The organism is Aeromicrobium sp. P2_G6 (assembly GCF_056403535.1).
In genome coordinates, this window is record NZ_JBFUFH010000001.1 from 426,771 (window position 1) to 451,639 (window position 24,869).

Here is a 24,869-nt window from a genome sequence, read left to right on the forward strand (position 1 = left end):
CAATCCGATGTCGCTTTTCATCTCATGACGAAACGGTGACACCGACCACCATCTCGACCGGCGTCGGCCCGGCCGCGACCGGCAGGCCGGCTGCACGCCACGCATGGATCCCGCCCACGACGTCGCTGGCCGGGAGGCCCAACGACACGAGCGAGGACGCCGCGAGCGACGACGTGTAACCCTCGGTGCACACCACGATCCACTCCTGTCCGTCACGCGCCTGGGGCAGGCTCGCACCCGAGGCCGGGTGCAGGCGCCACTCCAGATGATTGCGCTCGACTATGACAGAACCCGGAATCTCGCCATCTGATTCCCGTTGCCACGCAGGACGGATGTCGACGATCAGTGCGCCGGAGGCCACCCGGTCGTACGCCTGACGCGGATCGAGCCGCTCGAGGGAACCCCTGGCCGAGGTCAGGAGCTCGTCCACCGAGGCATATGTCGCCGTCATGACGCTTCGCGCAACGACGGTGCGGGAGCCTCGGGATCGTCGGTCCACATCGAGGCGAGCCTGGTCAGCTGGTGGCCGTCGACGTCGTAGTAGTTCATCAGCGACAACGGCGGCGAGTACGCGTGGACGCTCACAGCCGTCTCGGCCTGCACGTTGCGCACGTCATGCACGTAGTGCTCCCCGAAGATGACCGAGTCCCCGGCGCCGCGGACGGTCTCGGTGAGGACCTCGGCGCCCGGTGTCCACACCGCCTCGCTGAGCTCGCCGCTGACGACCGTGAACGAGCCGGACGAGCCCCCGTGGTCGTGCAGCTGCGTGCCTTGGTCGTTGGTCCAGCTGATGAGCCACACATCGACCTGGTCGTCGCACCGGATCCTCACGTGCCACCGGCTCTCCGCATCGGCGTGGACCTCGTAGAGGCCCGCGCGTACGTCTTCGGCGACCGTGCTCGTCAGGGCGGCGAGCTCGGCCAGCGACAGGGGTGGAACGGTCGTGGGGCGAGCAGTCATGACTCCATACAAGTCAGATTTTCATCCACGCAAGACGGAGTTCACTCCGTGGACTCGGCGCTCCGAATGATCGGAGATGCGCTAGCCGGCGGCCGGGTTACGCTGAACGGAGTGCCTCGGGGGCACGTCGGGTGCCACAGGGCGCACGACAGGGAGGACATCATGAAGTGGCTCGTCATCATCGTGATCCTGATCGTCATCGCGGTCGGAATGCTGTGGCTGCGCACCGTCAGGCAGGGCCCGGACACCGTCGATTCACGTCAGCCGCACCGTCTTGACGAATCGGTCGAGCCCACCGGGGACGCCGACAACCCGTTGCCTCCCGGTGGCCAGGCCGTCGCGGGCGGAGCGACAGGCGGTCCGTCGATCGAGCCTCCGTCGAACGACACCTGGGCGGCTGAGGAGGCCGGTCCGGGCGAGCCCGGCCGGGGTGAGGATCTGCCTCCTTCGGAGACGCGTCCGCAGGCCTGACCCGTTTTGTTTGCGGGGGTGCCCGTACGTTACAGTTGCGTGCGCGGTTCACCCGCACAGCAAGGCCCCGTGGCGCAGTTGGTTAGCGCGCCGCCCTGTCACGGCGGAGGTCGCCGGTTCGAGTCCGGTCGGGGTCGCCAGCTGAACGAAATCCCACGCACCTGAGTCCAGGTGCGTGGGTTTTTCGTTGTCGGCCGATTTCAACCGCGCCGGTGCGGTGCGATAAGGTGATCGTCGCTCGTTCGCGGGCACGGCCAGGTAGCTCAGTTGGTACGAGCATCCGCCTGAAAAGCGGAGGGTCGCCGGTTCGACCCCGGCCCTGGCCACGAAAAGTACGGGTCTGCGAGGTACGAGCGGGCCCGTTTTTTCGTGGCCGTGGGTGGCACGAGAAACGGCGCGCCTGGGGCGTCACCCGCGTACGTTGACGCGATCGGGCCTACGCTTCGGGCATGAGCCGCATCGTCCAGGTTGCCCAGCACGCCGACGACCTGGATCGTGCTGCGGCGTTCTACGAGCAGCTGCTCGGCCACCCACCCGCTGCCAGGTTCGATCCGCCGGGCCTGCTGTTCTTCACCCTCGGCGACACCCGGCTGCTGCTCGAGCAGGGCGCCCCGTCGGCCACGATCTATCTCGAGGTCGAGGACGTACGCGCGTCGATCGAGGACCTGCGCGCGAAGGACGTACCCATCGAGGGCGAGCCGCACGTGATCTTCCAGCACACCAACGACGACCTCGGCCCGGCCGGCACTGATGAGTGGATGGCATTCATCCGCGACTCCGAGGGCAACCTCGTCGGCCTGGTGAGCCACAGCCCGACCGAACGATGAGCTCGGGCCTAGGCTGAGAGGTATGGACCTCGGACTGCGGGATCGTGTCTACCTCCTCACCGGCGCCACCGGCGGCCTCGGCCTCGCCACCGCCCAGGCGCTCGTCGACGACGGCGCACGGGTCGTGATCTCCTCGCGCTCCCAGGAGTCGGTCGACCGTGCGGTCGCCGAGCTAGGCGAGCTGGCCACTGGCGTCGCAGTCGACAACGCCGATCCGACTGCCCCTGACCAGCTCATCCGCGCGGCCCATGACACGTTCGGGCGCCTCGACGGAGCTCTGATCAGCGTCGGTGGGCCGCCGGCGGGCCCGATCCTCGATCGCACGGAGGACGAGTGGCGCTCGGCGTTCGAGACGGTGTTCCTCGGCGCGATCCGGCTCGCCGTGACGATCGCCGAGGAGCTCGGCGAGGGCGGCGCGATCGCCTTCGTCCTGTCCACCTCCGCGAAGGCTCCCATCCCCAATCTCGGCATCTCGAACGGGCTGCGCCCCGGCCTGGCGATGGCGGCCAAGAACCTCGCGGACGAGCTGGGACCCCGCGGCATCCGGGTCAACGGCCTGCTGCCAGGGCGCATCGACACCGATCGCGTGCGCCAGCTGGACGCGCAGACCGCCGACCCCGAAGCCACCCGGGCGACGACCGAGCAGACGATCCCGCTTCGCCGTTATGGCAAGACCGAGGAGTTCGGCCAAGCCGCGGCCTTCCTGCTGTCGCCCGCAGCAGGCTTCCTCACCGGCGTCATGCTCCCGGTCGACGGCGGCATGAGCCGCAGCCTCTAGACGGGAGGATCACATGGACGGCACGACCGCAGCGCTGGTCAGCGCGGTGTTCGTCGCCTCCCTCGTGGAGTTCGTCGAGGCCTTCACGATCGTCCTCGCCATGGGTGTCACCCGAGGCTGGAAGTCAGCGATCGCCGGCACGGTCGCCGCGCTGGTCGCCCTCGCGGCGTTCACCGCGGTCCTCGGCGTCGCGATCAGCACGTGGCTGTCCGAGTCGCTGCTGCAGCTCGTGATCGGCACCCTGCTGCTGATCTTCGGCCTCCAGTGGCTGCGCAAGGCGTGCCTGCGCGCCTCCGGCTTCAAGGAACTGCACGACGAACAGGACGAGTTCGAGGAGCAGACCAAGGCCGCTCGCGAGGCGGAGCGCACGAGATACGCCGGCATCGACCTGTTCGGGTTCATGGTGTCGTTCAAGGGCGTGTTCCTCGAGGGCGTCGAGGTCGTGTTCATCGTCGTCACGTTCGGCCTCTCCGCCGATGCGCTCGGCATGGCGATCGCGGGGGCGGTCGTCGCAGGCATCATCGTGGTCGCCCTGGGTGTCGCGCTGCGCAAGCCGCTGTCCCGCATCCCCGAGAACACGCTCAAGTACGCCGTCGGCGTCATGCTCGCGTCGTTCGGCACCTTCTGGTCGCTCGAAGGCGTCGGCTGGTTCCGCGAGGGCGGGGAGAGCCTGCAGTGGCCGGGCGGCAAGATCGCCCTGATCGCGCTGATCGCCGCATGGTTCGCCGTGACCCGGCTCGTCATCGCCGGCCTCACCCGCTCCCGCACCACCCCGATCTCGGAGGCGACGGCGTGAAGTTCCTCAAGGCGTTCGGGCTGTTCTGGTACGACTTCGTCATCGGCGACGACTGGAAGATCGCGGTGTATGTCGTGGTGTCCCTCGCGATCGTCGCCGCGCTCGCGGTCAACGACGTCCTCAGCGACGGGGCGATCGTGATCCTCGGCGCCGTGCTGACGATGATCCTCTTCGCGGTCGGCGTCACGCTGGACGCGCGGAGGTCACGTCCGTAGCGACCCTCGAACGTACGACCTCGACGATGTCAGCCGCGACCATCGCGCCGTGGAGGTAGAGCGGGAACAGCCACCACGGCACCCCGAGCAGGCCCGGCGCGAGGTAGTCGAACTCGCCGGCCGCCGAGAGCGCCGACTCCGCGAGCACGCCCCCGGTCGCGATGACGATGCCGGCCGCGACCGCGACGGCCCGCTCGTGCCGTAGCGCGACGCGGATGCCCCACGCCATCAGCAGCACCAGGGCGTACGCCCACGCGAGATCGGGATCCAGCAGCCCCGAGACGAGGTATGCCGCGGTCACCAAGCCCAGGCTGGCCAGCGCACGCCACACGCCGATCGGACGCGGGACCTGTGGCTGGACCCAGCGGCTGGTGTCGAGCATCGCGACACCGGCCAGGAAGAACGTCAGGGGAACGATGATCGTCTGGCCCGCGAGCTGCGGATCCCAGTGGTAGACCAGCGTGTCCGTGCGGACGTGGAACAGCTGGTCGCACACCGTGAGGAAGACCGCGAACATCCCCGCGACCACGACCAGCTGCCGGTTGGTCACGCGTTCTGCGTCTCGCGCGGCTGCTCGGCCTCGGCCCGCTTCTCGCCCGGGTGCCAGCCCGGCGGCATGAAGACGTAGCCGAGCTTCTCGCGCCAGTTCTTCGCGTTGTGGACGTCGCGGAACAGCTCGCCGAACGCGCCGTACTGCAGCCGCAGCACGTTGTAGGTGTCGACCGGCACCGTGAGCCCGTACGTCGGACGGAACAGCTCCTTCTGGAACGTGCCGAACATGCGGTCCCAGATGATCAGCATCCCGGCGTAGTTCTTGTCGAGGTACTCCGGATCACTGCCGTGGTGCACGCGATGGTGCGACGGCGTGTTGAAGATGAGCTCGATGGGCCGCCACATCGTGCCGATGCGCTCGGTGTGGACGAAGAACTGGTAGATCAGGTTGATCGAGAACGCGACGTACAGCGTCCACGGCTCGAAGCCGAGGAACGGGAACGGCAGCCAGAACAGCGCCTCGGCCCATGGGTTCCACTTCTGCCGCAGCGCGGTCGAGAAGTTGAAGTACTCGCTCGAGTGGTGTGCCTGGTGCGCCGCCCAGCCGATGCGCACGCGGTGCACGAAGCGGTGCTGCAGGTAGAACGCGAGGTCGAGGCCCAGGATGAGGGCGGCCCACGACCACCACGCGTCATCCGGCAGGTGCCACGGCGCGAGATGGACGCTGATCGCGACGAAGAGCACGAGGGTGCCGAGCTTGAACACCGCGCTCGAGACGACCGACCCGAGACCCATGATGAGGCTGGTCCGCGCGTCCTTGCGCTCGTAGCCGCGCATCTCCTCGTCGGTCTCGAGGAACTTGAAGGCCGCCAGCTCGATCAGCAGCGACAGGATGAAGAACGGCGCCGCGACGAGCGTGGGGTTCTTCAACGGGTCGAGAAACTCCTGCATGACTCCTCCAGACTGATATGACCTTTGGGTAAGTTACCACGAACTCATATCTCGCCGCTAGACTGCTGACGTGGTCAGACCCAACGCCGGCACCAAGGGTGTCCCCCGCCTGGACCGGGAGACGCAGATCCTCGACATCGCGTCCGAACAGTTCGGCACGCACGGATTCGCCGCGACGTCGGTCGCCACCGTCGCCGACAAGGCCGGCATCTCCAAGCCCCTGATCTACAACTACTTCGGCTCCAAGGAAGGGCTCTACGAGGCGTGCCTCGATCGCGGTGGCGCCCTGCTCGCCGACGAGATCGAGCGCATCGCTCGCGGTGACTCCGTCGGCATCGAGCGCGGCATGGCGACGCTCGCCGGGATGTTCGCTCTTCTGGAGCCCCAGCCCTACCTCTGGCGGCTGTTCTTCGACTCGACCGCCCCGTCGACCGGCTCGATCGCCGACTCGGTCGCCCTCTACGCCGAGCGCATCGGCAAGCTCGCCGACGAAGGTGTCACCGAGCTCATGACCCTCGCCGGCAACACCGACGCGCTCGACATCTCCGCCATGACCGCGGTGTGGCTCGGCATCGTCGACTCGCTGATGAACTGGTGGATGGAGCACCCCGACGAGAGCGCCGACCAGATGATGCAGCGCTGCATGCGCCTGCTCGCCGCGTTGTTCGGCGGCGAGTCCGAGTGACCAAGCTCGCGGGCCAGACGATTGTCCTCACCGGCGCCTCCAGCGGCATCGGCGCGGAGGCCGCCCGCAAGGTGGCACGCCTCGGGGCGACCGTGTGCCTGCTGGCTCGGCGGGCGGACGAGCTCGAGGACGTACGTGCTGGCATCGAGGCCGCGGGCGGGACCGCATACGCGTACGTCGTGGACCTGGCCGACCCGCAGGCCGCGGAGGACGTCGCGGCCAGGCTCCTCGCGGACCGCTCCCGGATCGACGCGCTGGTCAACAACGCCGGCCGGTCGATCCGCCGGCCGATCAAGGAATCCCTCGACCGGGTGCACGACTACGAGCGCACGATGGCGATCAACTACTTCGGTGCCGTACGCCTGACGCTGGCGTTGCTCCCGCGGTTTCTCGAGCAGGGCCACGGCCACGTCGTGATCTCCTCGACCATGTCGACCCAGGTGCCGATCCCGCTGTTCTCGGCCTATCTCGCGAGCAAGGCGGCACTGGAGTCGTTCACCCGCTCCCTGACTGCGGAGCTCGGGCACCAGGGCATCACGTCGACCACGGTCTACTTCCCGATGGTCCGCACCGAGATGTCCGGCGCGACGTCGATCTACCAGGCCATGCCGATGCTGAGCGCCGACAAGGCCGCCAACTGGCTCGTCAAGGCCATTGTCGACAAACCGACACGTGTGACGAGCATTCCGGGCGCGATGGGCGAGCTCGGCATGGCGGCGCTCCCCGGCGTCGTCACCAAGGTCTCCCAGCCGCTGTTCCGGCGCATGGACAAGTCGCTCACCAAGCGGGCCAAGGAGTAGCGGCTGCTAGGCGGCAGGTGCGCCCAGGCGGATGCGAGGATGAGGCATGGCCAACCCGATGACCAGCACCTCATGAACGCCAAGCGCCCGAGATCTTCGCGGGCCGTCCGCCGGCTGGTCCTCGAGATCGTCGGCTGGACCCTCGTGGTCGGTGGGCTCGCGGCGATCTTGCTGCCGGGCCCCGGCCTCCTCATGATCGTGGGCGGGCTCGTCATCCTGTCCGAGCAGTACGAATGGGCCGAACGCCGGCTCGAGCCGGTCAAGGTGATGGCCTACAAGGCTGCTGCCGACGGCGTGCAGACCTGGCCGCGCATCATCGCGAGCTGCGCCGGCGCGATCGCCCTCGCGGCCGTCGGTGTGTTCTGGGGCATACGCCCTGACGCGCCGGACTGGTGGCCCATTGGCGACAAGTGGTGGCTGGTGGGCGGCTGGGGTACGGGTGCGACGCTGATCCTGTCGGCGATCATCGCGTTGGGCTTCATCGTCTACAGCTTCCGCAGGTTCCGCGGCGTTCCTGACCCCGAAGCCGCCGCCGAGAAGGCCGCCCGCGAGGAGGACTGACCGGGAGCTAGACGCGTTCGAGCAGACGGACCGGGCTGAGCCGCGGGACGCGTCTGATCCCTGGTGCCCGCACCGCCGTGGCCAGCCACGCTGCCACGGTGATGACGACCTGGCGGTAGGCCAACCCCACGACGAGCGAGCTCAGGACGGCGAGGATCGGGACCTTCATCTCGAGGTAGGGGTAGACCTGCCAGTGCGTCAGGTAGATGTAGAGCGACGCGGCGGCCAGCGAGCCGAAGGCGCGGGCCGCGACCCGCGGCACCGGGATCGCCGGGACCCACGTGAGCAGCAGCAGCCCGCCGGCCACGATCGCCTCGCGCTGCAGGTCGCCGAAGAATCCCGCGACGCCGACGATCGCCAGGCTCGAGGCGGCGACGCGCTGCCAGGGCGTACGGGCAGCGGCGATGAGCCAGCCGAGCGCGAAGCACCACAGCACGATCGACGGCGTGTAGCGCTCGGTCGGCCCGGCCTCGACGCCGACCAGTGCGTAGCGGGCCCCGAGCGCGGCCGCCGAGAAGGCCAGGGCGAAGCCGAACGGGTGACGGCGCCAGAGACGATGCACGACTGGCAACGACACCAGTCCCAGCGCCACGACCTGCGTCCACACGATCGCCTCGAGGAACCAGAACTGCCACTGCACGGTCCACGAGTCGCTGCCGAACGCACCGTTGAGCAGGAGCACGGTGCTGAGGTCGTACGTCCGCAGCACCACCGCCACTGCGCCGATCCAGATGACGCTCGGGATCACGAGGTGCGCCAACGAACGCAGGCCCGAGCGGGCTCGCGCCCGTGGTGACTCGCCGGCCAGCTGGAAGCGCACGAAGTTGTAGCCGCACACCGCGAGCAGCAGATGGGCGCCGCCGGGGATCGTGAACAGGTTGGCGTGCGTGCCGAGCACCAGCATGATGGCGATCGCTCGCAGCACGATCGACATCTCGACCCGCACTCCCCTGCCGGGCCGCCGCTCGGGCGACGTGACGAGCTCGCGGATCGGCCGGGTGTGCCAGTCGGGCGGCAGATCGAGGCGCAGCTCGGACAGCCGGACCGACAGCTCGACGTACGACAGCGAGTCGCCACCGAGCCCGGCGAAGCTGTCGTCAGGCGTGGCACCGGGTCGATTGAGCAGGTGGGCGTAAAGGTCGCGGACCTGCTCGACGGTGACCGCGCTCGTGGTCGGTGCCGGCTCGTCGCGGGCGGCGTCGACCATCCGCGCAGCGTGCCGCTCCAGCGCCGGATAGTCGGTCTTGCCCGAGGAGCTGCGCGGCACCTCACGGAGCCGGGTCACACCGACCGCGTGCCGCGGCAAGCCGGTGGTCCTCGCCACGAGCGCCTGCAGCTCGTCGGCGTCCTGGTGCCAGTCGACGAACGCGTGCACCCGGTCGCCGGTCGCGACACATCGCGCCGCACCACCGTGGCGGGACACGATCGCCTCGAGATTATCCAGGTCGATGCGCACCCCGTAGGCCTTGGCGAACCGGCTGCGTCGACCCACCCATTCGAGCAGCCCGTCGTCGTCGCGACGCACGAGATCACCGGTGCGCAGCTCGTCGAGCTCAGCACCGCGCGCGAGGTCACCAGTAGTCGTGGCGTAGCCCATCATGACGTTGTCGCCGCGATAGACCAGCTCGCCGACGCCGGGCCTCTGCTCCCCGTCGACCGGGTCGATCCGGAACGATCCGCCCGGCACCGGCACGCCGAGCGCGTGCGGGTGCGACTCGGCCAGCTGAGGCGGCAGGTACGCCATCCGGGCCGTGGCCTCGGTCTGGCCGTACATCGCGAAGAAGTCCCAGCCGCGCTCGCGGCCGAGGCGTGCGTAGGCGGCAACGCGCTCCGGGCCGAGGCGGCCACCGGCCTGCGTGACATACCGGAGTGACGGCAGCTCGCGCTCGGTGAACCCGCTCGTGTCGAGCAGGTCGAACGTGTAGGGGACGCCGGCGAACGAGGTCACGCACTCCCGTTCGGCGAGGTCCCACAGGCACGGGTCGAGCACCGACCACTCGGTCACCACGACACCGGCGCCGACCAGGAGGTGGCTGTTGATGACCGAGAGGCCGTAGCAGTAGTGCATCGGCAGGGTCGTGATCGCGCGATCGTCCGGTGTCAGCCCGAGGTATGCCGCGATGGCCTCAGCGTTGCTGCGCACATTGGCGTGCGACAGCCGTACGAGCTTGGGTGAGCCGGTCGAGCCCGACGTCGTCATCAGAAGGGCGAGGTCAGGATGCAGGTCGTGGTGCGAGCCGTCGTGGCGCTCCACGAACCCGCCGGCCACGGCGTCGAACACCACGTCGGGGTCATATGCGTCGACCAGCGACGCGAGGCCGGCCGGGCTGTCACCGGGCACGAGCAGCACGACGTGACCGTTGGCGATCGCCGACACGTAAGCCACGAGGGTCTCGAGGGTGTTGGCGCCGGGCACCAGAATGAGCCGACGGCCACCCTCGGCCGGCTGCGGCATCGACTCGACGCGATCGGCGAGCTCGGCATACGTCATGGAGTCGTCCGACGCGATCAACGCCGGCCGGGAGCCCCATCGACGCAGGTCAGCGAAGAGATGGCTCCTCATGACTCGCCCCCGACGACGGCGACGGGACCGCCGATCGAGACGGCCAGCAGGTCGTCCATGGCCGGCACGGCGGCACCTGACACCCTGGCCTGCAACGGGATCTCTTCGTCGATCAGCACGAGGTCGACGGTCGCGTCGTGGCCGAAGTAGCTGATGCCCACGACCCGTGCGGCAGTGCCATTGGCCGGGTCCGACGAGAGCATGAGGTGCTCCGGCCGGACCAGGATGCGGCAGGCGCCCTGCGGGCCGCCCGGCGGCACGGTGACCTTGCCGAGGGCGCACGAAACGACGTCTCCGGCGACGTCCGCGTCCAACGTCACGACAGCCCCGACGAACGCCGCGACGGCTGGCGTGGCAGGGGTCCGGTAGAGGTCGGTCGGGCTCGCGACCTGCGCGACCCGGCCGGCCTGCAGCACCGCGACCTGGTCGGCGAGCGCCAGCGCCTCGCCCTGGTCGTGCGTCACGAGGAGCGCCGTCGTCCCGGCAGCCCGGAGCGCCTGCGCGACGGCCTGCCCCGTCTCGAGCCGGAGCCCCGCGTCCAGGGAGGAGAACGGCTCGTCGAGCAGCACGATGCCGGGGCGCGGCGCCAGAGCACGCGCGAGCGCGACTCGTTGCTGCTGGCCTCCCGACAGCTCGTGCGGGAAGCGGGTGCGCAGGGCCGTCGGCAGGTCGACGAGTGCCAGCAGCGTGTCGACGTCGAACTTGCGCCGGGCCGCGCCGCGGATGCCGAACGCGATGTTGGCGGCGACGTCGAGGTGCGGGAACAGCGCGCCCTCCTGCGGGACGTAGCCCACACCGCGCCGCTGAGGCGGGATGCCGCGGTCGCCACTCACGAGCGTACGACCGCCGAAGGCCACGCTTCCGGCGTCGGGCTCGAGGAACCCCGCGATGACGCGGAGCAGGGTCGTCTTGCCGCCGCCCGACGGTCCGAGGACCGCGAGGATGGAGCCTTGGTCGGTGTGGATCGACACGTCGTCGAGCACCAGGTGGTCACCGAAACGCTTGGTCAGCCCGGTGATCTCGAGTCCTGTCATGCCGGCACCAGCCCATCTCGTCGACGACTCAGGAGGTAGGTCGCGGGCAGCGAGATCACGACCATGATGACGGCGTAGGGGGCCGCTGCACCATAGGCGACGGCCGACGAGCTCGACCAGAACTGCGTCGCGAGCGTCGTCGTGCCGATCGGCGACAGCAGCAGCGTCGCCGTCAGCTCAGTGGCGACCGCCAGGAAGACCAGCGCTGCTCCGGCGCCGACCCCGGGAGCAATCAGCGGCAGAGTGACCCGGCGAGCCGTCTCCGCAGGGCTCAGACCCAGGCCGTGCGCGACGTCCTCGAACACCGGTGGCGCCTGCGCCATCGCGGACCGCACCGAGACCAGCGCACGGGGCAGGAACATGATCGCGTAGGCCGCGAGCAGCAGGGCGTACGTCTGGTAGAGCGGTTGCGCGTAGCGGATCGACACGGTCACCAAAGCCAGTGCCACGACGATGCCCGGAAAGGCGCTGGCGACATAGGCGCTGCGCTCTATCGACGTGGTCATGCCGCTGCGAAAGCGCACGGCGAGCCACGCGATCGGGACCGAGAGCGCCACCGTCAGCAGGGCCGCCGCGAGCCCGAGTGCGACCGACGTGCCGGCCGCCGACACGATGTCGCCGACCGGGAATGCCGTCGAGCTGCCGACGATCATCCAGTGCGTGAGGCTGTAGAGCGGCACGCCCAGCGACGCCGCGGTGAGCAGCGTCATCAGGGCCAGGACCGGCACCGTGAGCCGGCCGAGGCGCTGCCGGGACACGGCCCGGACCGCCCCGCTGCCCACCCGTGCGACACGTCGATCCGTGCGCAGCCGGAGGTCGGCGAGCAGCAGGAGCAGGCAGCACAGCACCAGGACGGCAGCGAGGACATTGGCACCGGCGCTGTTGAACGATGAACGGTACTGGTCGTAGATCGCGGTCGTGAACGTCGGGAATCGCAGCATCTGCAGTGCCCCGAACTCGGCCAGCAGGTGAAGCCCGACGAGCAGCGCGCCACCGATCATCGCGGGGCGCAGCTGAGGAAGGACGACCCGCACGAAGGTGCTGAGCCGGCCATGGCCCTGCGACTGTGCGACCTCTTCGAGGGCGGGGTCGAGTCCGCGCAGCGACGCGACGGTCGGGAGGTAGACGAGCGGGAAGTACGACATCGTCACGATCACGAGCGCGCCCGCGTACCCCTCGACGTCCGGCGTCAGCGAGGCCCAGCCGTAGCTGTTGACGAACGCCGGCACCGCGAGCGGGGCGACGGCAAGGACGTGCCACACGTTGCGGCCCGGCAGGTCCGTACGCTCGACGACCCAGGCGCAACCGACGCCGAGGACCAGGCTCAGCAGGCAGCCACCGAGCACGAGGCGGACGGTGTTGTAGAGCAGCTCGCCGACCCTCGGGCGTACGAGCAGGCGCCACGCCTCCGACGGGCCCAGCGACACGGCGTAGACCACGACGAATGCCAGCGGGATCAGCGCGAACGCGGCGATCACCAGGGACAACACCACGAGGGAAGGCGGCGCCGTGCGCTGCCTCCCTCCCTGCCGTGTGGTCGTGTCGATCAGAGGAATCCCGCGTCCTCCATCATTCCGATGACCTTCGGGCCGTTGAGCGACGAGAGGTCGACGGTGGGCGGCTGCAGCTCGCTGAGGGGCTTGACCCCCTGGCCGAGATCCACCTTGGGGTTGAGCGGGTACTCCAGCGCGTAGCTCTCGGCCAGCTCACGCTGCCCGTCGACGCTGCTGAGGTAGGCCACGAACTTCTCGGCATCGCTCTTGTGGTCGCTGGACTTCAGCACACCAGCGCCGGAGACGCTGAGGAACGCGCCCGGGTCCTGGTTGCCGAAGAAGTGCAGCTGGGAGTCCGAGCTGTTGTCGCCGGCCTCCTTCTGGTCGCGGTACCAGTAGTAGTGGTAGATCACGCCGGCGTCGATCGTGCCGTCGTTGACGGACTTCAGCACGACGTTGTTGCCCTGGTAGACCGTGCCGTTGGCCTTGAGGCCGGCCAGCCAGTCCTTGGTCGCCTGCTCACCCTTGAGCTCCAGAACCGCGCTGACGATGGCCTGGAAGTCTGCGCCGGTGGGTGAGAACGAGATGCGACCCTTCCACTCCGGCTTGGCCAGGTCCATCAGCGAGGCGGGCAGGTCGGCGGCCTTGACCTTGTCGGTGTTGTAGACCAGCACGGTCGACCGGGCGGTGAATCCCATCCACTCCCCACTCGCGGGGACGTACTCGGCCGGCACCTGCGACCGGGTCTTCTCGGAGAGCTTGGCGAACAGGCCCTTGCTCTCGACGAGCGACATCGCCGGCGAGTTCTCGGTCAGGAACACGTCCGCGGGTGAGGCGGAGCCTTCCTGAACGATCTGGTTGGCGAGCTCGAAGTCGCTGCCGTTGCGCAGCTTGACCTTGATGCCGGTCTTCTTGGTGAATGCCGGGGCGAGCTTGGCCAGGAGCTCTTCGTGCTGGGCGTTGTAGACCGTGATGGATCGTCCGTCGTCGCCACTCGAACCGCATCCGGCCAGTCCGGCAAGGACCAGTCCGACGGCCACCGCCAGGACAGATTTCTTCACGCGCACTCGTCTTCTCCTAAGAGTCAGGTGTGCCTTACCTTATCGTCGAGTGCTCCCGAGCGAATCGCCGGGCGAGTAGAGTCAACGCTGAGCCACACCACCCCCGTGGCCCCACCGATGGAAGTGCCCACCAACGCACCTCCGACACAACGACAGAGAGCACTACCGTGACCAACTCCAGCACCAGCGCGCCGTCCGCTTTCGGCAGCCGACACGAACAAGTCGTCTTCTGCCACGACGAAGCATCCGGCCTCAAGGCCATCATCGCGATCTACTCCACGGCCCTCGGCCCAGCCCTCGGCGGCACCCGCTTCTACCCGTACGCCTCTGAGCAGGACGCGCTGACCGACGTCCTCAACCTCTCGCAGGGCATGGCCTACAAGAACGCGCTGGCGGGCCTCGACCTCGGCGGCGGCAAGGCCGTCATCATCGGCGACCCGACCAAGATCAAGACCGAGGCACTGCTGCGGGCCTACGGCCGCTTCGTGCAGACCCTCGGCGGCCGCTACTACACGGCGTGCGACGTCGGCACGTTCAGCCCCGACATGGACATCATCGCCCGCGAGTGCGACTTCGTGACCGGGCGGACCGTCGAGCACGGCGGCGCCGGCGACTCGTCAGTCCTGACCGCATTCGGCGTCTACCAAGGCATGCGCGCCTCGGCGCAGCACCTGTGGGGCGACACGTCGCTCGCCGGCAAGCGCGTCGGCGTCGCGGGTGTCGGCAAGGTCGGCAAGCACCTCGTCGGCCACCTCGTCGAGGAGGACGCCCAGGTCGTCATCACCGACGTCAACCCCGCCGCCGTCGCGGCGCTCAAGGAGACGTACCCGTCGATCACCTCGGTCGTCGACACCGATGCGCTCGTACGCGAGCCGCTCGACATCTACGCACCCTGCGCCCTGGGCGGTGCGCTCAACGACGAGGTCGTCGAGGTCCTGACCGCGACGATCGTGTGCGGAGCGGCCAACAACCAGCTCGCGCACGAGGGCATCGAGAAGCGGCTCGACGAGCGCGGCATCACGTACGCACCGGACTACTGCGTCAACTCCGGCGGCGTCATCCAGGTCGCCGACGAGCTCGAGGGCTTCGTGTTCGACCGCGCCAAGATGCGTGCCACGACGATCTTCGACACGACGCTCGGCGTGCTCGAGCGCGCCAAGTCCGAGGGCGTGCCGCCGTCGATCGCCGCCGACCGCATGGCCGAGCAGCGCATGCGCGAAGTCGGCCGACTCCGATCGGTCTGGCTGCCGTAAGGGTCGGCTGAACCACCAGCCTTGCGGTTGGTGAGGACGAAGAAGTGAGCGGCCCGGTCGCCTAGGAGGCGGCCGGGTCTTCTCGATCCAGGTCGCGATACTGAGCGGGAATCGGTTCGCCCGACTCACCGTGGAGTTCGCGCTGCAGAGTGTTGAAGTCCGTATCAGGTGTGCGGTACTTCAAGTCGCGCGCAACTTTGGTCTGTTTGGCTTTCGCACGGCCGCGCCCCATGGGTCGACCCCCTCGCAGAAAAGTAGTCAGTATGTCGTGCGACAAGCGTACCCAAAGGGGACAACAAATCTCGCATCGACCCCCTGGAGACGGCGTGTCTCAGTGGTGCGCCCCGCTCAGCGTGACGGTGCCGCCATCGCCGTGGACCCCTGCGGCCGCGACATCACCGGCGATCCAGGAGTCGATTCCACGCTCGGCGAGGAGGCGTACGGCCGCATCGGCGTCATCCGGGGCCACGAGCGCGACCATGCCGATGCCCATGTTGAGCGCCTGGTCGAGATCGGCCTGGGCGACTCCGCCGAGCGAGCCGACGAGCCCGAAGACGGGGTGCGGCGACCAGGTCGAGCGGTCGACACGCACGGACACCGTGTCGGGGACGACACGGGCGAGGTTGGCCGCGAGACCGCCACCGGTGATGTGCGACATCGCGTGCACCTCGACGGCTTCGGCGAGGGCGAGGCACGGCAAGGTGTAGAGGCGCGTCGGCGTCAGCAGCTCTTCGCCGAGCGTACGACCGAAGTCGGGCACGTCGCGGTCGAGGCGCCAGCCGGCCTGCTCGAAGAACACGTGCCGCACCAGCGAGTAGCCGTTGGAGTGCAGTCCGCTCGAGGCCATCGCGATGACGACGTCACCGGGACGCACGAGCTCGGCGCCGAGCAGCTTGTCGGCCTCGACGACACCCGTGGTCGAGCCGGCGATGTCGTACTCGTCGGGCGCCAGCAGGCCCGGGTGCTCCGCGGTCTCGCCGCCGAGCAGGGCGGTGCCGCTCTCGGCGCACGCCTGGGCAACACCCTTGACGATGTCGGCGATGCGCTCAGGGACGACCTTGCCGCACGCGATGTAGTCGGTCATGAACAACGGCTCGGCGCCGCACACGACGAGGTCGTCGACCAGCATGCCGACGAGGTCGAAGCCGATCGTGTCGTGCTTGTCCATGCGCTGCGCGATCTGCACCTTGGTGCCGACCCCATCTGCGGAGGTGGCCAGGTACGGCTTCGTGTAGGACTTCAACGCGCTGGCATCAAAAAGGCCGGCGAATCCGCCGATGCCACCGACGACCTCGGGACGGCGGGCCTTCTCGACCCACTCCTTCATGAGCTCGACCGCGCGGTCGCCCTCTTCGATCGAGACCCCGGCGCTCGCGTACGACGTGGGCTCTCCCGCCATCAGATGACCTCGAGCGGGAGGGTGTCCTGGACCTCGAGCAGGTGCTTGCCGATCAGGTCGTCCTCGGGCAGCGCCACGGGATAGATGCCGTCGAAGCAGGCCCGGCAGAGGTTGTCCTTGGGCACGTTGGTCGCCTCGACGAGCTGGTCGAGGGTGACGTAGGCCAGCGAGTCCGCACCGATCGAGCGGCAGATCTCGTCGACGGAGATGCCGTTGGCGATCAGCTCGGCCCGCGAGGCGAAGTCGATGCCGTAGAAGCACGGCCACTTGACCGGCGGCGACGAGATGCGCACGTGAACCTCGGCGGCGCCGAACTCGCGAAGCATACGGACCAGGGCGCGCTGCGTGTTGCCGCGGACGATCGAGTCGTCGACGACCACGAGCCGCTTGCCGGCGATGACATCGCGCAGCGGGTTGAGCTTGAGCCGGATGCCGAGCTGGCGCAGGGTCTGCGACGGCTGGATGAACGTGCGGCCGACGTAGGAGTTCTTGACCAGGCCATGCCCGAACGGGATGCCGCTCTCCTCGGCGTAGCCGATCGCGGCCGGGGTGCCGGACTCAGGCACCGGGATGACCAGGTCGGCGTCGACGGGGAACTCGCGGGCCAGGCGACGGCCGATCTCGGCACGCACCGAGAAGACCCGCTGGTCGGAGATCGTGGTGTCGGGGCGGGCGAGGTAGACGTACTCGAACACGCAGCCCTTGGGCTCCGGCTTGGCGAAGTGCTCGGTCCGCAGCCCCTTCTCGTCGATCGCGATGAACTCTCCGGGTTGGATCTCCCGGATGAAGGACGCGCCGACGATGTCGAGGGCTGCGGTCTCGCTCGCGACGACCCAGCCGCGTTCGAGGCGGCCCAGCACCAACGGACGGATGCCCTGGGCGTCGCGGGCGGCATAGAGCGTGTTCTCGTCCATGAAGACGAGGGAGAAGGCGCCGCGCAGCTTAGGCAGCACCTCGAGGGCGGCCTCCTCGACCGAGCGGTCGGGGTAGGACGACAGCAACGTCGCCATGACCGAGGTGTCCGAGGTCGCGGTCTCACCCTTGTTGGCAGCCTTGCCAGCCTCGAGGTCGCGCTCGTGCAGCAGCTCGAGGAGCTCGGCGGTGTTGGTCAGGTTGCCGTTGTGACCGAGGGCCACCGAGCCGGCGGCAGTGGGGCGGAACGTCGGCTGGGCGTTGTGCCAGACGCTGGAGCCGGTCGTGGAGTAGCGGGCGTGCCCGATCGCGATCTCGCCCTTGAGCGACTCGAGCGTGGCCTCGTCGAAGACCTGGGAGACGAGCCCCATGTCCTTGTAGACGAGGATCTGACGGCCGTTGCTCACCGCGATGCCGGCCGATTCCTGCCCGCGATGCTGCAAGGCATAGAGACCGAAGTAGGTCAGCTTGGCAACCTCTTCGCCGGGCGCCCAGACTCCGAAGACGCCACACGCGTCCTGGGGTCCGGCGTCCTGGGGATCGAGGTCGTGGGTCAGGCGTCCATCTCCGCGGGGCACGGTCCAAGTGTAGAGGTCGCAGCCCTTCCCGACCCAATGCGTTTGCGATGTCCCCTACGCTGTCGTGATCCACGTCACAGAGTCGAGGAGCACCATGCCGGTCACCATCCCGCCCGCCACCTATCTGCCCGACTTCCTCGCGCATCGCGCGACCGAGCGGCCCGACAAGACGTGCTGGATCTTCGGCGAGCGCACGTGGACCTGGGCCGAGGCGTGGGAGTCCGTACGCCGGACCGCCGGCGCGCTCCAGGCAGCCGGTGTCGGACGGGGCGACCGGGTCGCGATCCTCGACAAGAACAACCCGGCGATCCTGCAGGTCATCCTCGGTGGGTGTCAGCTCGGCGCGGCCACGACCGTCGTCAACTGGCGCCTGGCCGGCGACGAGCTCGACTACGTCCTCAACGACTGCACCGCCAAGGTGGTGTTCGTCGGGCACCAGCTGCTCGAGCAGTTCAACCTCGTGCGCGACCGGCTCGAGCACGTCGAGACGGTCATCGTGGTCGGCGGCGAGCAGGACGAGTTCGAGGCGTGGCAGGCAGCGGGCACGCCGGCCGACCTGCAGCCATACGTCTCCCCCGACGACGTCTGCGTCGTGATGTACAGCTCCGGCACGACCGGTCGACCCAAGGGCGTACAGCTCAGCCAGCACGCCATGGTCGAGCACAGCGTCAACGGACTGGGCGACGCGACGTACGACGAGGGCGACATGTTGCTCGTCGCGATGCCGATGTTCCACGTCGGCGGCACGTCGTACGCACTGCAGGCTCCGGTCATCGGCGCGACGGGCTACATCGTCCCGGAGGTCGATGGCGCCCTGCTCGCCGGCGGCATGATGGCCGGGTGCACGCACGCCTTCCTCGTGCCCGCGGTCGTCTCCGCGCTGATCGCCGCGGGCCCGCAGGTCATGGGCCTGTTCAGCAAGCTCAAGGGGATCGGCTACGGCGCTGCGCCCATGCCGTTGCCGGTGCTCCGCGCCGCGATGGAGGCCTGGCCCGACACCGAGTTCCAGCAGGTCTACGGCATGACGGAGTTCGCCGGCGTCGTCACGGCGCTCTCCGACGCCGCGCACCGCGACGCGGAGCACCCGGAGCGACTCGTGTCCGCCGGTCTGCCGGTGAAGCACGCCGAGATGCGCGTCGTCGACCCGGTGACGCTGCAGGACGTGCCGCAGGGTGAGTCCGGCGAGGTCTGGTTCCGCACTCCGCAGGCGACCATCGGTTACATCGGCCGGCCCGAGGAGACCGCGGAGCTCATCACGCCTGACGGGTGGGTGCGCACGGGCGACCTCGGCCGGGTCGACGAGGACGGCTTCCTGTTCATCGAGGACCGGATCAAGGACATGATCATCACCGGCGGCGAGAACGTCTACTCGCCGGAGGTCGAGCGTGTCCTCGCCGAGCATCCAGCGATCCAGGAGCTCGCGGTCATCGGCGTGCCCGACGACCAGTGGGGCGAGACGGTCAAGGCCGTCGTCGCGTTCAAGCCCGGCGAGGCCGTGCCCGCCGACGAGCTCATCGCGTACGCCAGAGAGCGGCTCGCGGGCTACAAGACGCCGACCTCGATCGACGTCGTCGACGCCCTGCCGCGCAACCCATCAGGCAAGATCCTGAAGCGCGACCTCCGCAAGCCGTACTGGGCAGACCGCACGCGCCAGGTCTGAAAAGGCCCGTCGGAGAGGCAAGGACGTGACCCCGATCATCCAGGGGAGGGACCGGGGCCACGCCAATTGCAGCGTATCGCCGGAGAGGTGCAGCGCCGCAACCCCGAGTCTCATATCCAAGACATGCCCCGTGCTGGGACGTACCCTCTAAGGATGCGCCTGGTGTCTTCCCCCACCTCGCGGCTCACGATCACCGGCATATTGACCGGCCTGGCCGCGACATTCCTGACCCTTTCTCCCGCCAACGCCGCGGGGCCACGTGCCCCCGGTGACTTCACGGGGCACGGCTTCGACACGTGTGTCGCCCCGAGCCAGTCCGTGATGGACGCGTGGAACCTCCGCTCGCCGTACACCGCGATCGGCATCTACATCTCGGGGAGCTCGCGCTACTGCGGCGACGCCTACCAGCCCAACCTCAGCAAGACGTGGGTCGCCACCAACGCGTCACACGGCTGGCGCTTCCTGCCGATCCACGTCGGTCGCCAGGCTCCGTGCTTCGTCAACAACCCCAACAGCCGGGTCCAGAAGCTGCGGATGTCCTCCACCGTCTCGACCGCCCGGTCGCAGGCGCGTACGGACGCCGCCGAGACGATCGCGGCGCTCACGAAGTACGGCTTCGGGACGGGGAGCTACTCCTACCTCGACCTCGAGTGGTACGCCCGCACGACCAAGTGCGACAACATCGTGCTGGAGTTCGTCGACGCGTGGACCGAGTACCTCCACAGCAAGGGCTACAAGTCCGGGGTGTACTCCAGTGGTTCGGCAGCCATCGCCGCGATCGACGCCGCGCGCAAGGCCGGGCGCCCGGGATTCACCAAGCCGGACCAGCTCTGGATCGCATGGACCAACAAGATCGCCAACACCGACGGCGGGCCCTATCTCGCCGACGACGGATGGGCCAACCACCAGCGGATCCACCAATATCACAACGGTGTCAACGTGACCTACGGCGGCAAGACCCTCAACATCGACAAGGACTTCCTCGACGTCGGCAGGGGCTCGGTGGCGGTCAAGCAGGCCCTCCCGTGCGGCGTGAGGATGTCGTTCAACTCCTACCCGCAGCTGACCGTCGGCAGCACGGGGCCAGAGGTCGCGGCGCTCGAGTGCCTGCTCCACGAGGCGGGCTTCCTCGGCACGGTCAACACCACGTTCCGCAGTGTCACTGCCACGGCCATCGACAACTACCGCAAGACCAAGGGCTGGGCTCCCGTCGGGCGCACCACGCGGCCCACGTGGACCGCGCTGCTGTCGGCCGGATCCAACCCGCGCGTGCTCAAGCAGGGCTCGGCCAACCAGTCCGTGTGGCGGCTGCAGCGGTCCCTGATTGCCGCCGGCCTCCACCCCCGGCTCAGCGGCGTCTACGACTCCAGCACCATCACGGCGGTCAAGGCCTACCGCAAGGCGCACGGCCTGTCGCAGTACTCCACGACCGAGTCGTCGGTCTGGTCACTGCTTCGGCTCGGCAAGCTCGGCTAGCCGTTCGCATGGCCCTCGTGTCGGCGCACCGCGGCGGTGCCGCGGACGATCGCTCGGCCCAGAACACCCTGGCCGCGTTCGAGGCGGCGATCGCGCTGGGCTGTGACTACGTCGAGTTCGACGTACGCCTGACCGCTGACGGCCGGCCGGTCATCTTCCACGACGACGAGGTCGACGACGACTCGATCGTCCGCTCGATCGCCCGGCACCGGCACGACCAGTTCTCGGAGTCCCGCCTGGTCGACCTCGACGCGGTCCTTGCCCTGATCCGCGGGCGCGTCAGGGCACACGTCGACCTCAAGGTGCGCGGCGACGAGATCGCCCTCGTCGAGCAGATCATCGAGGCGCTCGGCACGGATCACGCCATCATCACGACCGCGGAGGACTCGTCCGTCAGGCGTATCCGCCGGTGGTCGAAGGTGCACGCCCCCGACCTGCTCGTCGGGTTGTCGTCGAGCTCCCGCGCCGGCACGAGCAACTGGTTCGTCCGGAGGCTCGTGCGGATCGAATCGGCCTTCCCACGCCTTCGGGTGTTGCTGAGCGGGGCCAACCTCGTCGTCTCGCACAAGGTCGTCGCGCGGCTGACGCTCAAGTCGTACGCCCGGAAGCGCGGGCTGCCGCTGCTGGTGTGGACGGTGGACCGGGCGGACGAGCTGGAGCGCTGGATGAACGACCCGGACGTCTGGATGGTGACGACGAACTATCCCGAGCGCGCCTTCGCGGCGCGGCGGTAGCGCCGCTCAGGCAGAGGCGCCGCGGGTGATCTGCAGGAACTCCTCGACGGGGATCCGGCCGGACACGTACGCCGCGACGGCTTCCTCGCGGCTCATCGTCGGCTGGGGTGTGATCGAGGCGACCGAAGCCATCGGTTGCTCAGGGGCGGTCCAGCGCTGCTCGACGAAGCGAGGCGCCCACTCCGGCTCGACGGGTTGCGGTGCCGACTGATGCACCAGGCCCTCGTGGCCGCCCAGCGAGACGACGATGCCGACCGCATAGTCCTGGGCGTCGATCTCCCCGTTCGCGTAGGCGACGAGGAGGCGTACGGCTTCACGGCCGGCCGGCCAGCCCTGCTGCGCCGACGACCGCAGGGCCGCGACGACAGCTTCGCGTCGATGCCCGGTGAGGCCCGAGAGAAGGTCGGACCACTGCTCGGCAGGGTCGGTGATGCGATTCGTCATGGCTGCGCCTGATGCTGGTGTCGGGTTCCCTCCCTGACCGGGCAAATATAACGGGACGCCATGTCTGCTTGGGCAGGTTTTGCTGGAACTGGGCGAAATCTCAGGCTTCGTCGAGCGGCAGCAACGGCGACAGGTCAGAGCGTTCGCCGGAGGCCCGCACGGTGGCATCCTTCCACTGCAGCCGGCCGCGACCCAGCGCGATCCACGTCGGGGCGTCCATCTCGACGACCGCCGGCGGGGTGCCGCGGGTGTGGCGGGCGCCGGCGATGCACTGCACCGCAGCGAACGGCGGGATCCTCACCTCGACGCTGGCGCCCGGCGCCCTGGCCACGAGCAGCGCCACGAGGTGCATCGTGGCGGCCTTGAGGTCGGCCCGGGTCGGCTCACCCTCGTCGAGCCGCCGGCAGATCGCGGCGAACTCGTCGTGCGACAGCGGCGTCGGCCGGCGAGCCATCAGGCGACGTGCGCGCCCAGGACCGCGGGGATCGTCGCCTGCCATGCCGCCTTGAGCTCGGCGACCGGCACGCTGAACTGGCCCGCGACCTCGATCGCGGCGCCGCCCGTACGTCCGACAGAGGCGAGCTCGACGCCGTGCTTCTCGGCCAGCGACACGAACTCGTCGTGGCGGTCTTCGGCGACAACGACCATGGCCCGTGCGGACGACTCACTGAACAGCTCGAGGAACGGGTCCTCGAGCTCGACCGTGGCGCCGATGCCGTGGCGGAACGCTGCCTCGGCCAGGGCGACTGCCAGTCCACCGTCGGAGAGGTCGTGCGCTGCTTCGACCACGCCGGTCTTGGCGGCTTCGACCATCAGGTTGGCCAGGGCGCGTTCAGCCTCGAGGTCAACCGCGGGCGGCTGACCGCCGAGGTGACCGTGGACGACGTCGGCCCATGACGAGCCGGAGAGCTCGTCACGGGTCTCACCCAGCACCAGCACGTGGCTGCCCTCGGCGACGAACCCCTGCGTGATGCGCGTGCGTACGTCATCGATGACGCCAAGGATGCCCACCACGGGCGTCGGCAGGATCGGCGTCTCGCCGGTCTGGTTGTAGAACGAGACGTTGCCGCCGGTGACCGGGATGCCGAGCACCTCGCAGGCGTCCTTGAGGCCATGCGTGGCCTGCTCGAACTGCCACATGACGTCGGGGTTCTCCGGCGAGCCGAAGTTGAGGCAGTCGGTGACCGCGAGCGGCAGGGCTCCGGTGACGCCGACGTTGCGGTAGGACTCGGCGAGAGCCAGCTGCGCGCCGACGTAGGGGTCGAGCTTGGCGAACCGGCCGTTGCAGTCGGTTGACACCGCGACGCCGAGGTTGGTCTCGTCGTCGATGCGGATGACGCCGGCGTCCTCGGGCTGGGCGAGGACCGTGTTGCCCTGGACGTAGCGGTCGTACTGGTCGGTGACCCACGACTTGTCGGCGAGGTTGGGCGAGGTCACGATCGCGACCAGCTGCTCACGGAGCTCGGCGCCGGAGGCCGGCCGCGCGAGCTGCTCGGCGCCGTCGGCCTGCAGGGCGTCCTGCCACTCCGGCCGGGCGAAGGGGCGGTGGTACGTCGGACCGTCATGGGCGACGGATCGCGGCGGCACGTCGACGACGGTCTGGCCGTGCCAGTCGATCACGAGGTTGTCACCGTCGGTGACCTCGCCGACGACAACCGCCTCGACGTCCCACTTCTCGCAGATCGCCATGAACGCGTCGAGGTGGTGCGGCTCGACGACCGCCATCATGCGCTCCTGCGACTCGCTCATGAGGATCTCCTCGGGCGAGAGCGTCGAGTCGCGCAGCGGCACGGTGTCGAGCTCGACGTGCATACCGCCGTCGCCTGCCGACGCGAGCTCGCTCGTCGCACAGGAGAGGCCGGCGCCGCCGAGGTCCTGGATGCCGTTGACGACCTGGGCGCGGAACAGCTCGAGCGTGCACTCGATCAGCAGCTTCTCCATGAACGGGTCGCCGACCTGCACGCTGGGACGCTTGGCCGGGCCGTCGGCGTCGAACGTCTCGGACGCGAGGACCGACACACCGCCGATGCCGTCGCCGCCGGTGCGCGCGCCATAGAGGACGACCTTGTTGCCGACGCCACTCGCGAACGCGAGGTGCAGGTCCTCGTGGCGGAGCACGCCGACGCAGAGGGCGTTGACCAGGGGGTTGCCGACATAGGTCTCGTCGAACACGACCTCGCCGCCGATGTTGGGCAGACCGAGGCAGTTGCCGTAGCCGCCGACGCCCGCGACGATGCCGGGCATGACCCGGCGGGTGTCCTCGGCGTCGAGCGGGCCGAAGCGCAGCGGGTCCATGACGGCGACGGGCCGCGCACCCATCGCGAGGATGTCGCGGACGATGCCGCCGACACCAGTCGCGGCGCCCTGGTAGGGCTCGACGTAGGACGGGTGGTTGTGCGACTCGACCTTGAACGTGACGGCATAGCCCTGGCCGATGTCGATCACGCCGGCGTTCTCGCCGATGCCGGCGAGGGTCTTGCCGAGCGGCGTCTCCTGGGGCAGGTCGCCGAACTTCTTGAGGTGCACCTTGGACGACTTGTAGGAGCAGTGCTCGCTCCACATGACGGAGTACATCGCCAGCTCGGCACCGGTCGGGCGGCGGCCGAGGATCTCGCGGATGCTGGCGTACTCCTCCTCACGGAGGCCCAGCTCGGACCACGGCTGCGGCTTGTCGGGGGTGGCTTCGGCGGCGGCAACGGTGTCCAGGCGGGGGGCTTCGCTCACGA

The 24,869-nt window shown here is 69.0% G+C and carries 26 protein-coding genes and 2 tRNA genes; 14 read left to right on the forward strand and 14 right to left on the reverse strand.

Annotated features, from left to right (window positions below; genetic code table 11):
• Positions 1-22 precede the first annotated feature (22 nt).
• Positions 23-451, reverse strand: a complete 429-nt coding sequence (locus AC1DVU_RS02070; protein ID WP_476920762.1) for a rhodanese-like domain-containing protein — start codon at positions 449-451, stop codon at positions 23-25.
• Positions 448-960 (reverse strand): cysteine dioxygenase, encoded by a 513-nt coding sequence (locus AC1DVU_RS02075; protein ID WP_476920763.1) that lies wholly within the window; start codon positions 958-960, stop codon positions 448-450. Before AC1DVU_RS02075 ends, AC1DVU_RS02070 begins: the two co-directional genes overlap by 4 nt.
• A gap of 162 nt (positions 961-1,122) precedes the next feature.
• Here AC1DVU_RS02075 and AC1DVU_RS02080 point away from each other — a divergent pair, with 162 nt between their 5' ends.
• From AC1DVU_RS02080 to AC1DVU_RS02110, 7 genes are all read left to right on the forward strand, one after another.
• The gene (locus AC1DVU_RS02080) at positions 1,123-1,431 is read left to right on the forward strand and encodes a hypothetical protein (protein ID WP_476920764.1); all 309 of its coding nucleotides are present in this window, start codon (positions 1,123-1,125) and stop codon (positions 1,429-1,431) included.
• 63 nt (positions 1,432-1,494) lie between these two features.
• Positions 1,495-1,571, forward strand: a tRNA-Asp gene (locus AC1DVU_RS02085).
• 112 nt (positions 1,572-1,683) lie between these two features.
• Positions 1,684-1,757 (forward strand) — tRNA-Phe (locus AC1DVU_RS02090).
• A gap of 123 nt (positions 1,758-1,880) precedes the next feature.
• Positions 1,881-2,258: a VOC family protein gene (locus tag AC1DVU_RS02095; RefSeq protein WP_476920765.1), complete on the forward strand. Its 378-nt coding sequence runs from the start codon at positions 1,881-1,883 to the stop codon at positions 2,256-2,258.
• A 22-nt stretch (positions 2,259-2,280) separates the two neighbouring features.
• Positions 2,281-3,036, forward strand: a complete 756-nt coding sequence (locus AC1DVU_RS02100; RefSeq protein ID WP_476920766.1) for an SDR family oxidoreductase — start codon at positions 2,281-2,283, stop codon at positions 3,034-3,036.
• A gap of 13 nt (positions 3,037-3,049) precedes the next feature.
• A complete protein-coding gene (locus tag AC1DVU_RS02105; RefSeq protein ID WP_476920767.1) occupies positions 3,050-3,832 on the forward strand; it encodes a COG4280 domain-containing protein in 783 nt (260 codons plus the stop codon).
• Positions 3,829-4,047, forward strand: a complete 219-nt coding sequence (locus AC1DVU_RS02110) for a hypothetical protein (RefSeq protein WP_476920768.1) — start codon at positions 3,829-3,831, stop codon at positions 4,045-4,047. Before AC1DVU_RS02105 ends, AC1DVU_RS02110 begins: the two co-directional genes overlap by 4 nt.
• Here the strand turns inward: AC1DVU_RS02110 and AC1DVU_RS02115 are convergent.
• A complete protein-coding gene (locus AC1DVU_RS02115; protein WP_476920769.1) occupies positions 4,016-4,597 on the reverse strand; it encodes a hypothetical protein in 582 nt (193 codons plus the stop codon). The genes AC1DVU_RS02110 and AC1DVU_RS02115 overlap by 32 nt on opposite strands.
• A complete protein-coding gene (locus tag AC1DVU_RS02120; RefSeq protein ID WP_476920770.1) occupies positions 4,594-5,490 on the reverse strand; it encodes a sterol desaturase family protein in 897 nt (298 codons plus the stop codon). Before AC1DVU_RS02120 ends, AC1DVU_RS02115 begins: the two co-directional genes overlap by 4 nt.
• A 70-nt stretch (positions 5,491-5,560) precedes the next feature.
• Between AC1DVU_RS02120 and AC1DVU_RS02125 the strand changes: the two genes are divergently transcribed.
• Genes AC1DVU_RS02125 through AC1DVU_RS02135 form a run of 3 tightly spaced genes read left to right on the forward strand, consistent with a single transcriptional unit; the run spans position 5,561 to position 7,536 of the window.
• Complete coding sequence (locus AC1DVU_RS02125; protein ID WP_476920771.1) at positions 5,561-6,175, forward strand: TetR/AcrR family transcriptional regulator; 615 nt, start codon at positions 5,561-5,563, stop codon at positions 6,173-6,175.
• Positions 6,172-6,975, forward strand: coding sequence for an SDR family NAD(P)-dependent oxidoreductase (locus tag AC1DVU_RS02130; protein WP_476920772.1), 804 nt, complete (start codon positions 6,172-6,174; stop codon positions 6,973-6,975). Before AC1DVU_RS02125 ends, AC1DVU_RS02130 begins: the two co-directional genes overlap by 4 nt.
• A 39-nt stretch (positions 6,976-7,014) precedes the next feature.
• Positions 7,015-7,536, forward strand: a complete 522-nt coding sequence (locus tag AC1DVU_RS02135) for a PGPGW domain-containing protein (protein WP_476920773.1) — start codon at positions 7,015-7,017, stop codon at positions 7,534-7,536.
• A 7-nt stretch (positions 7,537-7,543) separates the two neighbouring features.
• Here the strand turns inward: AC1DVU_RS02135 and AC1DVU_RS02140 are convergent, their stop codons facing one another.
• From AC1DVU_RS02140 to AC1DVU_RS02155, 4 genes are read right to left on the reverse strand one after another with little or no spacing between them, the layout of a single operon-like run.
• A complete protein-coding gene (locus AC1DVU_RS02140) occupies positions 7,544-10,099 on the reverse strand; it encodes an AMP-binding protein (RefSeq protein WP_476920774.1) in 2,556 nt (851 codons plus the stop codon).
• Entirely contained in the window at positions 10,096-11,133 is a 1,038-nt protein-coding gene (locus AC1DVU_RS02145) for an ABC transporter ATP-binding protein (protein ID WP_476920775.1), read from the reverse strand. Before AC1DVU_RS02145 ends, AC1DVU_RS02140 begins: the two co-directional genes overlap by 4 nt.
• The gene (locus AC1DVU_RS02150; protein ID WP_476920776.1) at positions 11,130-12,626 is read right to left on the reverse strand and encodes an ABC transporter permease; all 1,497 of its coding nucleotides are present in this window, start codon (positions 12,624-12,626) and stop codon (positions 11,130-11,132) included. The genes AC1DVU_RS02145 and AC1DVU_RS02150 overlap by 4 nt, the downstream gene beginning before the upstream one ends.
• Before the next feature lie 53 nt (positions 12,627-12,679).
• A complete protein-coding gene (locus tag AC1DVU_RS02155; RefSeq protein WP_476920777.1) occupies positions 12,680-13,687 on the reverse strand; it encodes an iron ABC transporter substrate-binding protein in 1,008 nt (335 codons plus the stop codon).
• Between the two features lie 167 nt (positions 13,688-13,854).
• Here AC1DVU_RS02155 and AC1DVU_RS02160 point away from each other — a divergent pair, with 167 nt between their 5' ends.
• Positions 13,855-14,940: a Glu/Leu/Phe/Val dehydrogenase dimerization domain-containing protein gene (locus AC1DVU_RS02160; protein WP_476920778.1), complete on the forward strand. Its 1,086-nt coding sequence runs from the start codon at positions 13,855-13,857 to the stop codon at positions 14,938-14,940.
• A gap of 61 nt (positions 14,941-15,001) precedes the next feature.
• On the opposite strand, the gene AC1DVU_RS02165 is transcribed toward AC1DVU_RS02160, so the two are convergent.
• The 3 genes from AC1DVU_RS02165 to purF form a co-directional block, all read right to left on the reverse strand.
• Positions 15,002-15,172, reverse strand: coding sequence for a DUF3073 domain-containing protein (locus AC1DVU_RS02165; RefSeq protein ID WP_149689981.1), 171 nt, complete (start codon positions 15,170-15,172; stop codon positions 15,002-15,004).
• Positions 15,173-15,271: 99 nt separating this feature from the next.
• Entirely contained in the window at positions 15,272-16,339 is a 1,068-nt protein-coding gene (purM, locus tag AC1DVU_RS02170) for a phosphoribosylformylglycinamidine cyclo-ligase (protein WP_476920779.1), read from the reverse strand.
• Entirely contained in the window at positions 16,339-17,829 is a 1,491-nt protein-coding gene (gene purF, locus AC1DVU_RS02175; RefSeq protein WP_476920780.1) for an amidophosphoribosyltransferase, read from the reverse strand. The genes purM and purF overlap by 1 nt, the downstream gene beginning before the upstream one ends.
• 94 nt (positions 17,830-17,923) lie before the next feature.
• Between purF and AC1DVU_RS02180 the strand changes: the two genes are divergently transcribed.
• From AC1DVU_RS02180 to AC1DVU_RS02190, 3 genes are all read left to right on the forward strand, one after another.
• A complete protein-coding gene (locus AC1DVU_RS02180) occupies positions 17,924-19,489 on the forward strand; it encodes a long-chain-fatty-acid--CoA ligase (protein ID WP_476920781.1) in 1,566 nt (521 codons plus the stop codon).
• A gap of 162 nt (positions 19,490-19,651) precedes the next feature.
• Positions 19,652-20,965 carry a glycoside hydrolase domain-containing protein gene (locus tag AC1DVU_RS02185; protein ID WP_476920782.1) on the forward strand — a complete coding sequence of 438 codons (1,314 nt, stop codon included), beginning with the start codon at positions 19,652-19,654 and terminating at the stop codon, positions 20,963-20,965.
• A gap of 8 nt (positions 20,966-20,973) precedes the next feature.
• Positions 20,974-21,699: a glycerophosphodiester phosphodiesterase gene (locus tag AC1DVU_RS02190; protein ID WP_476920783.1), complete on the forward strand. Its 726-nt coding sequence runs from the start codon at positions 20,974-20,976 to the stop codon at positions 21,697-21,699.
• 6 nt (positions 21,700-21,705) lie between these two features.
• Here AC1DVU_RS02190 and AC1DVU_RS02195 read toward each other — a convergent pair whose 3' ends face one another.
• The 3 genes from AC1DVU_RS02195 to purL all read right to left on the reverse strand — a co-directional run bounded on the left by AC1DVU_RS02195 (position 21,706) and on the right by purL (position 24,867).
• Positions 21,706-22,143 carry a hypothetical protein gene (locus AC1DVU_RS02195; protein WP_476920784.1) on the reverse strand — a complete coding sequence of 146 codons (438 nt, stop codon included), beginning with the start codon at positions 22,141-22,143 and terminating at the stop codon, positions 21,706-21,708.
• 100 nt (positions 22,144-22,243) lie between these two features.
• Positions 22,244-22,642: a sterol carrier family protein gene (locus tag AC1DVU_RS02200; RefSeq protein WP_476920785.1), complete on the reverse strand. Its 399-nt coding sequence runs from the start codon at positions 22,640-22,642 to the stop codon at positions 22,244-22,246.
• Entirely contained in the window at positions 22,597-24,867 is a 2,271-nt protein-coding gene (purL, locus tag AC1DVU_RS02205; RefSeq protein ID WP_476920786.1) for a phosphoribosylformylglycinamidine synthase subunit PurL, read from the reverse strand. The genes AC1DVU_RS02200 and purL overlap by 46 nt, the downstream gene beginning before the upstream one ends.
• Between the last annotated feature and the right edge of the window lie 2 nt (positions 24,868-24,869).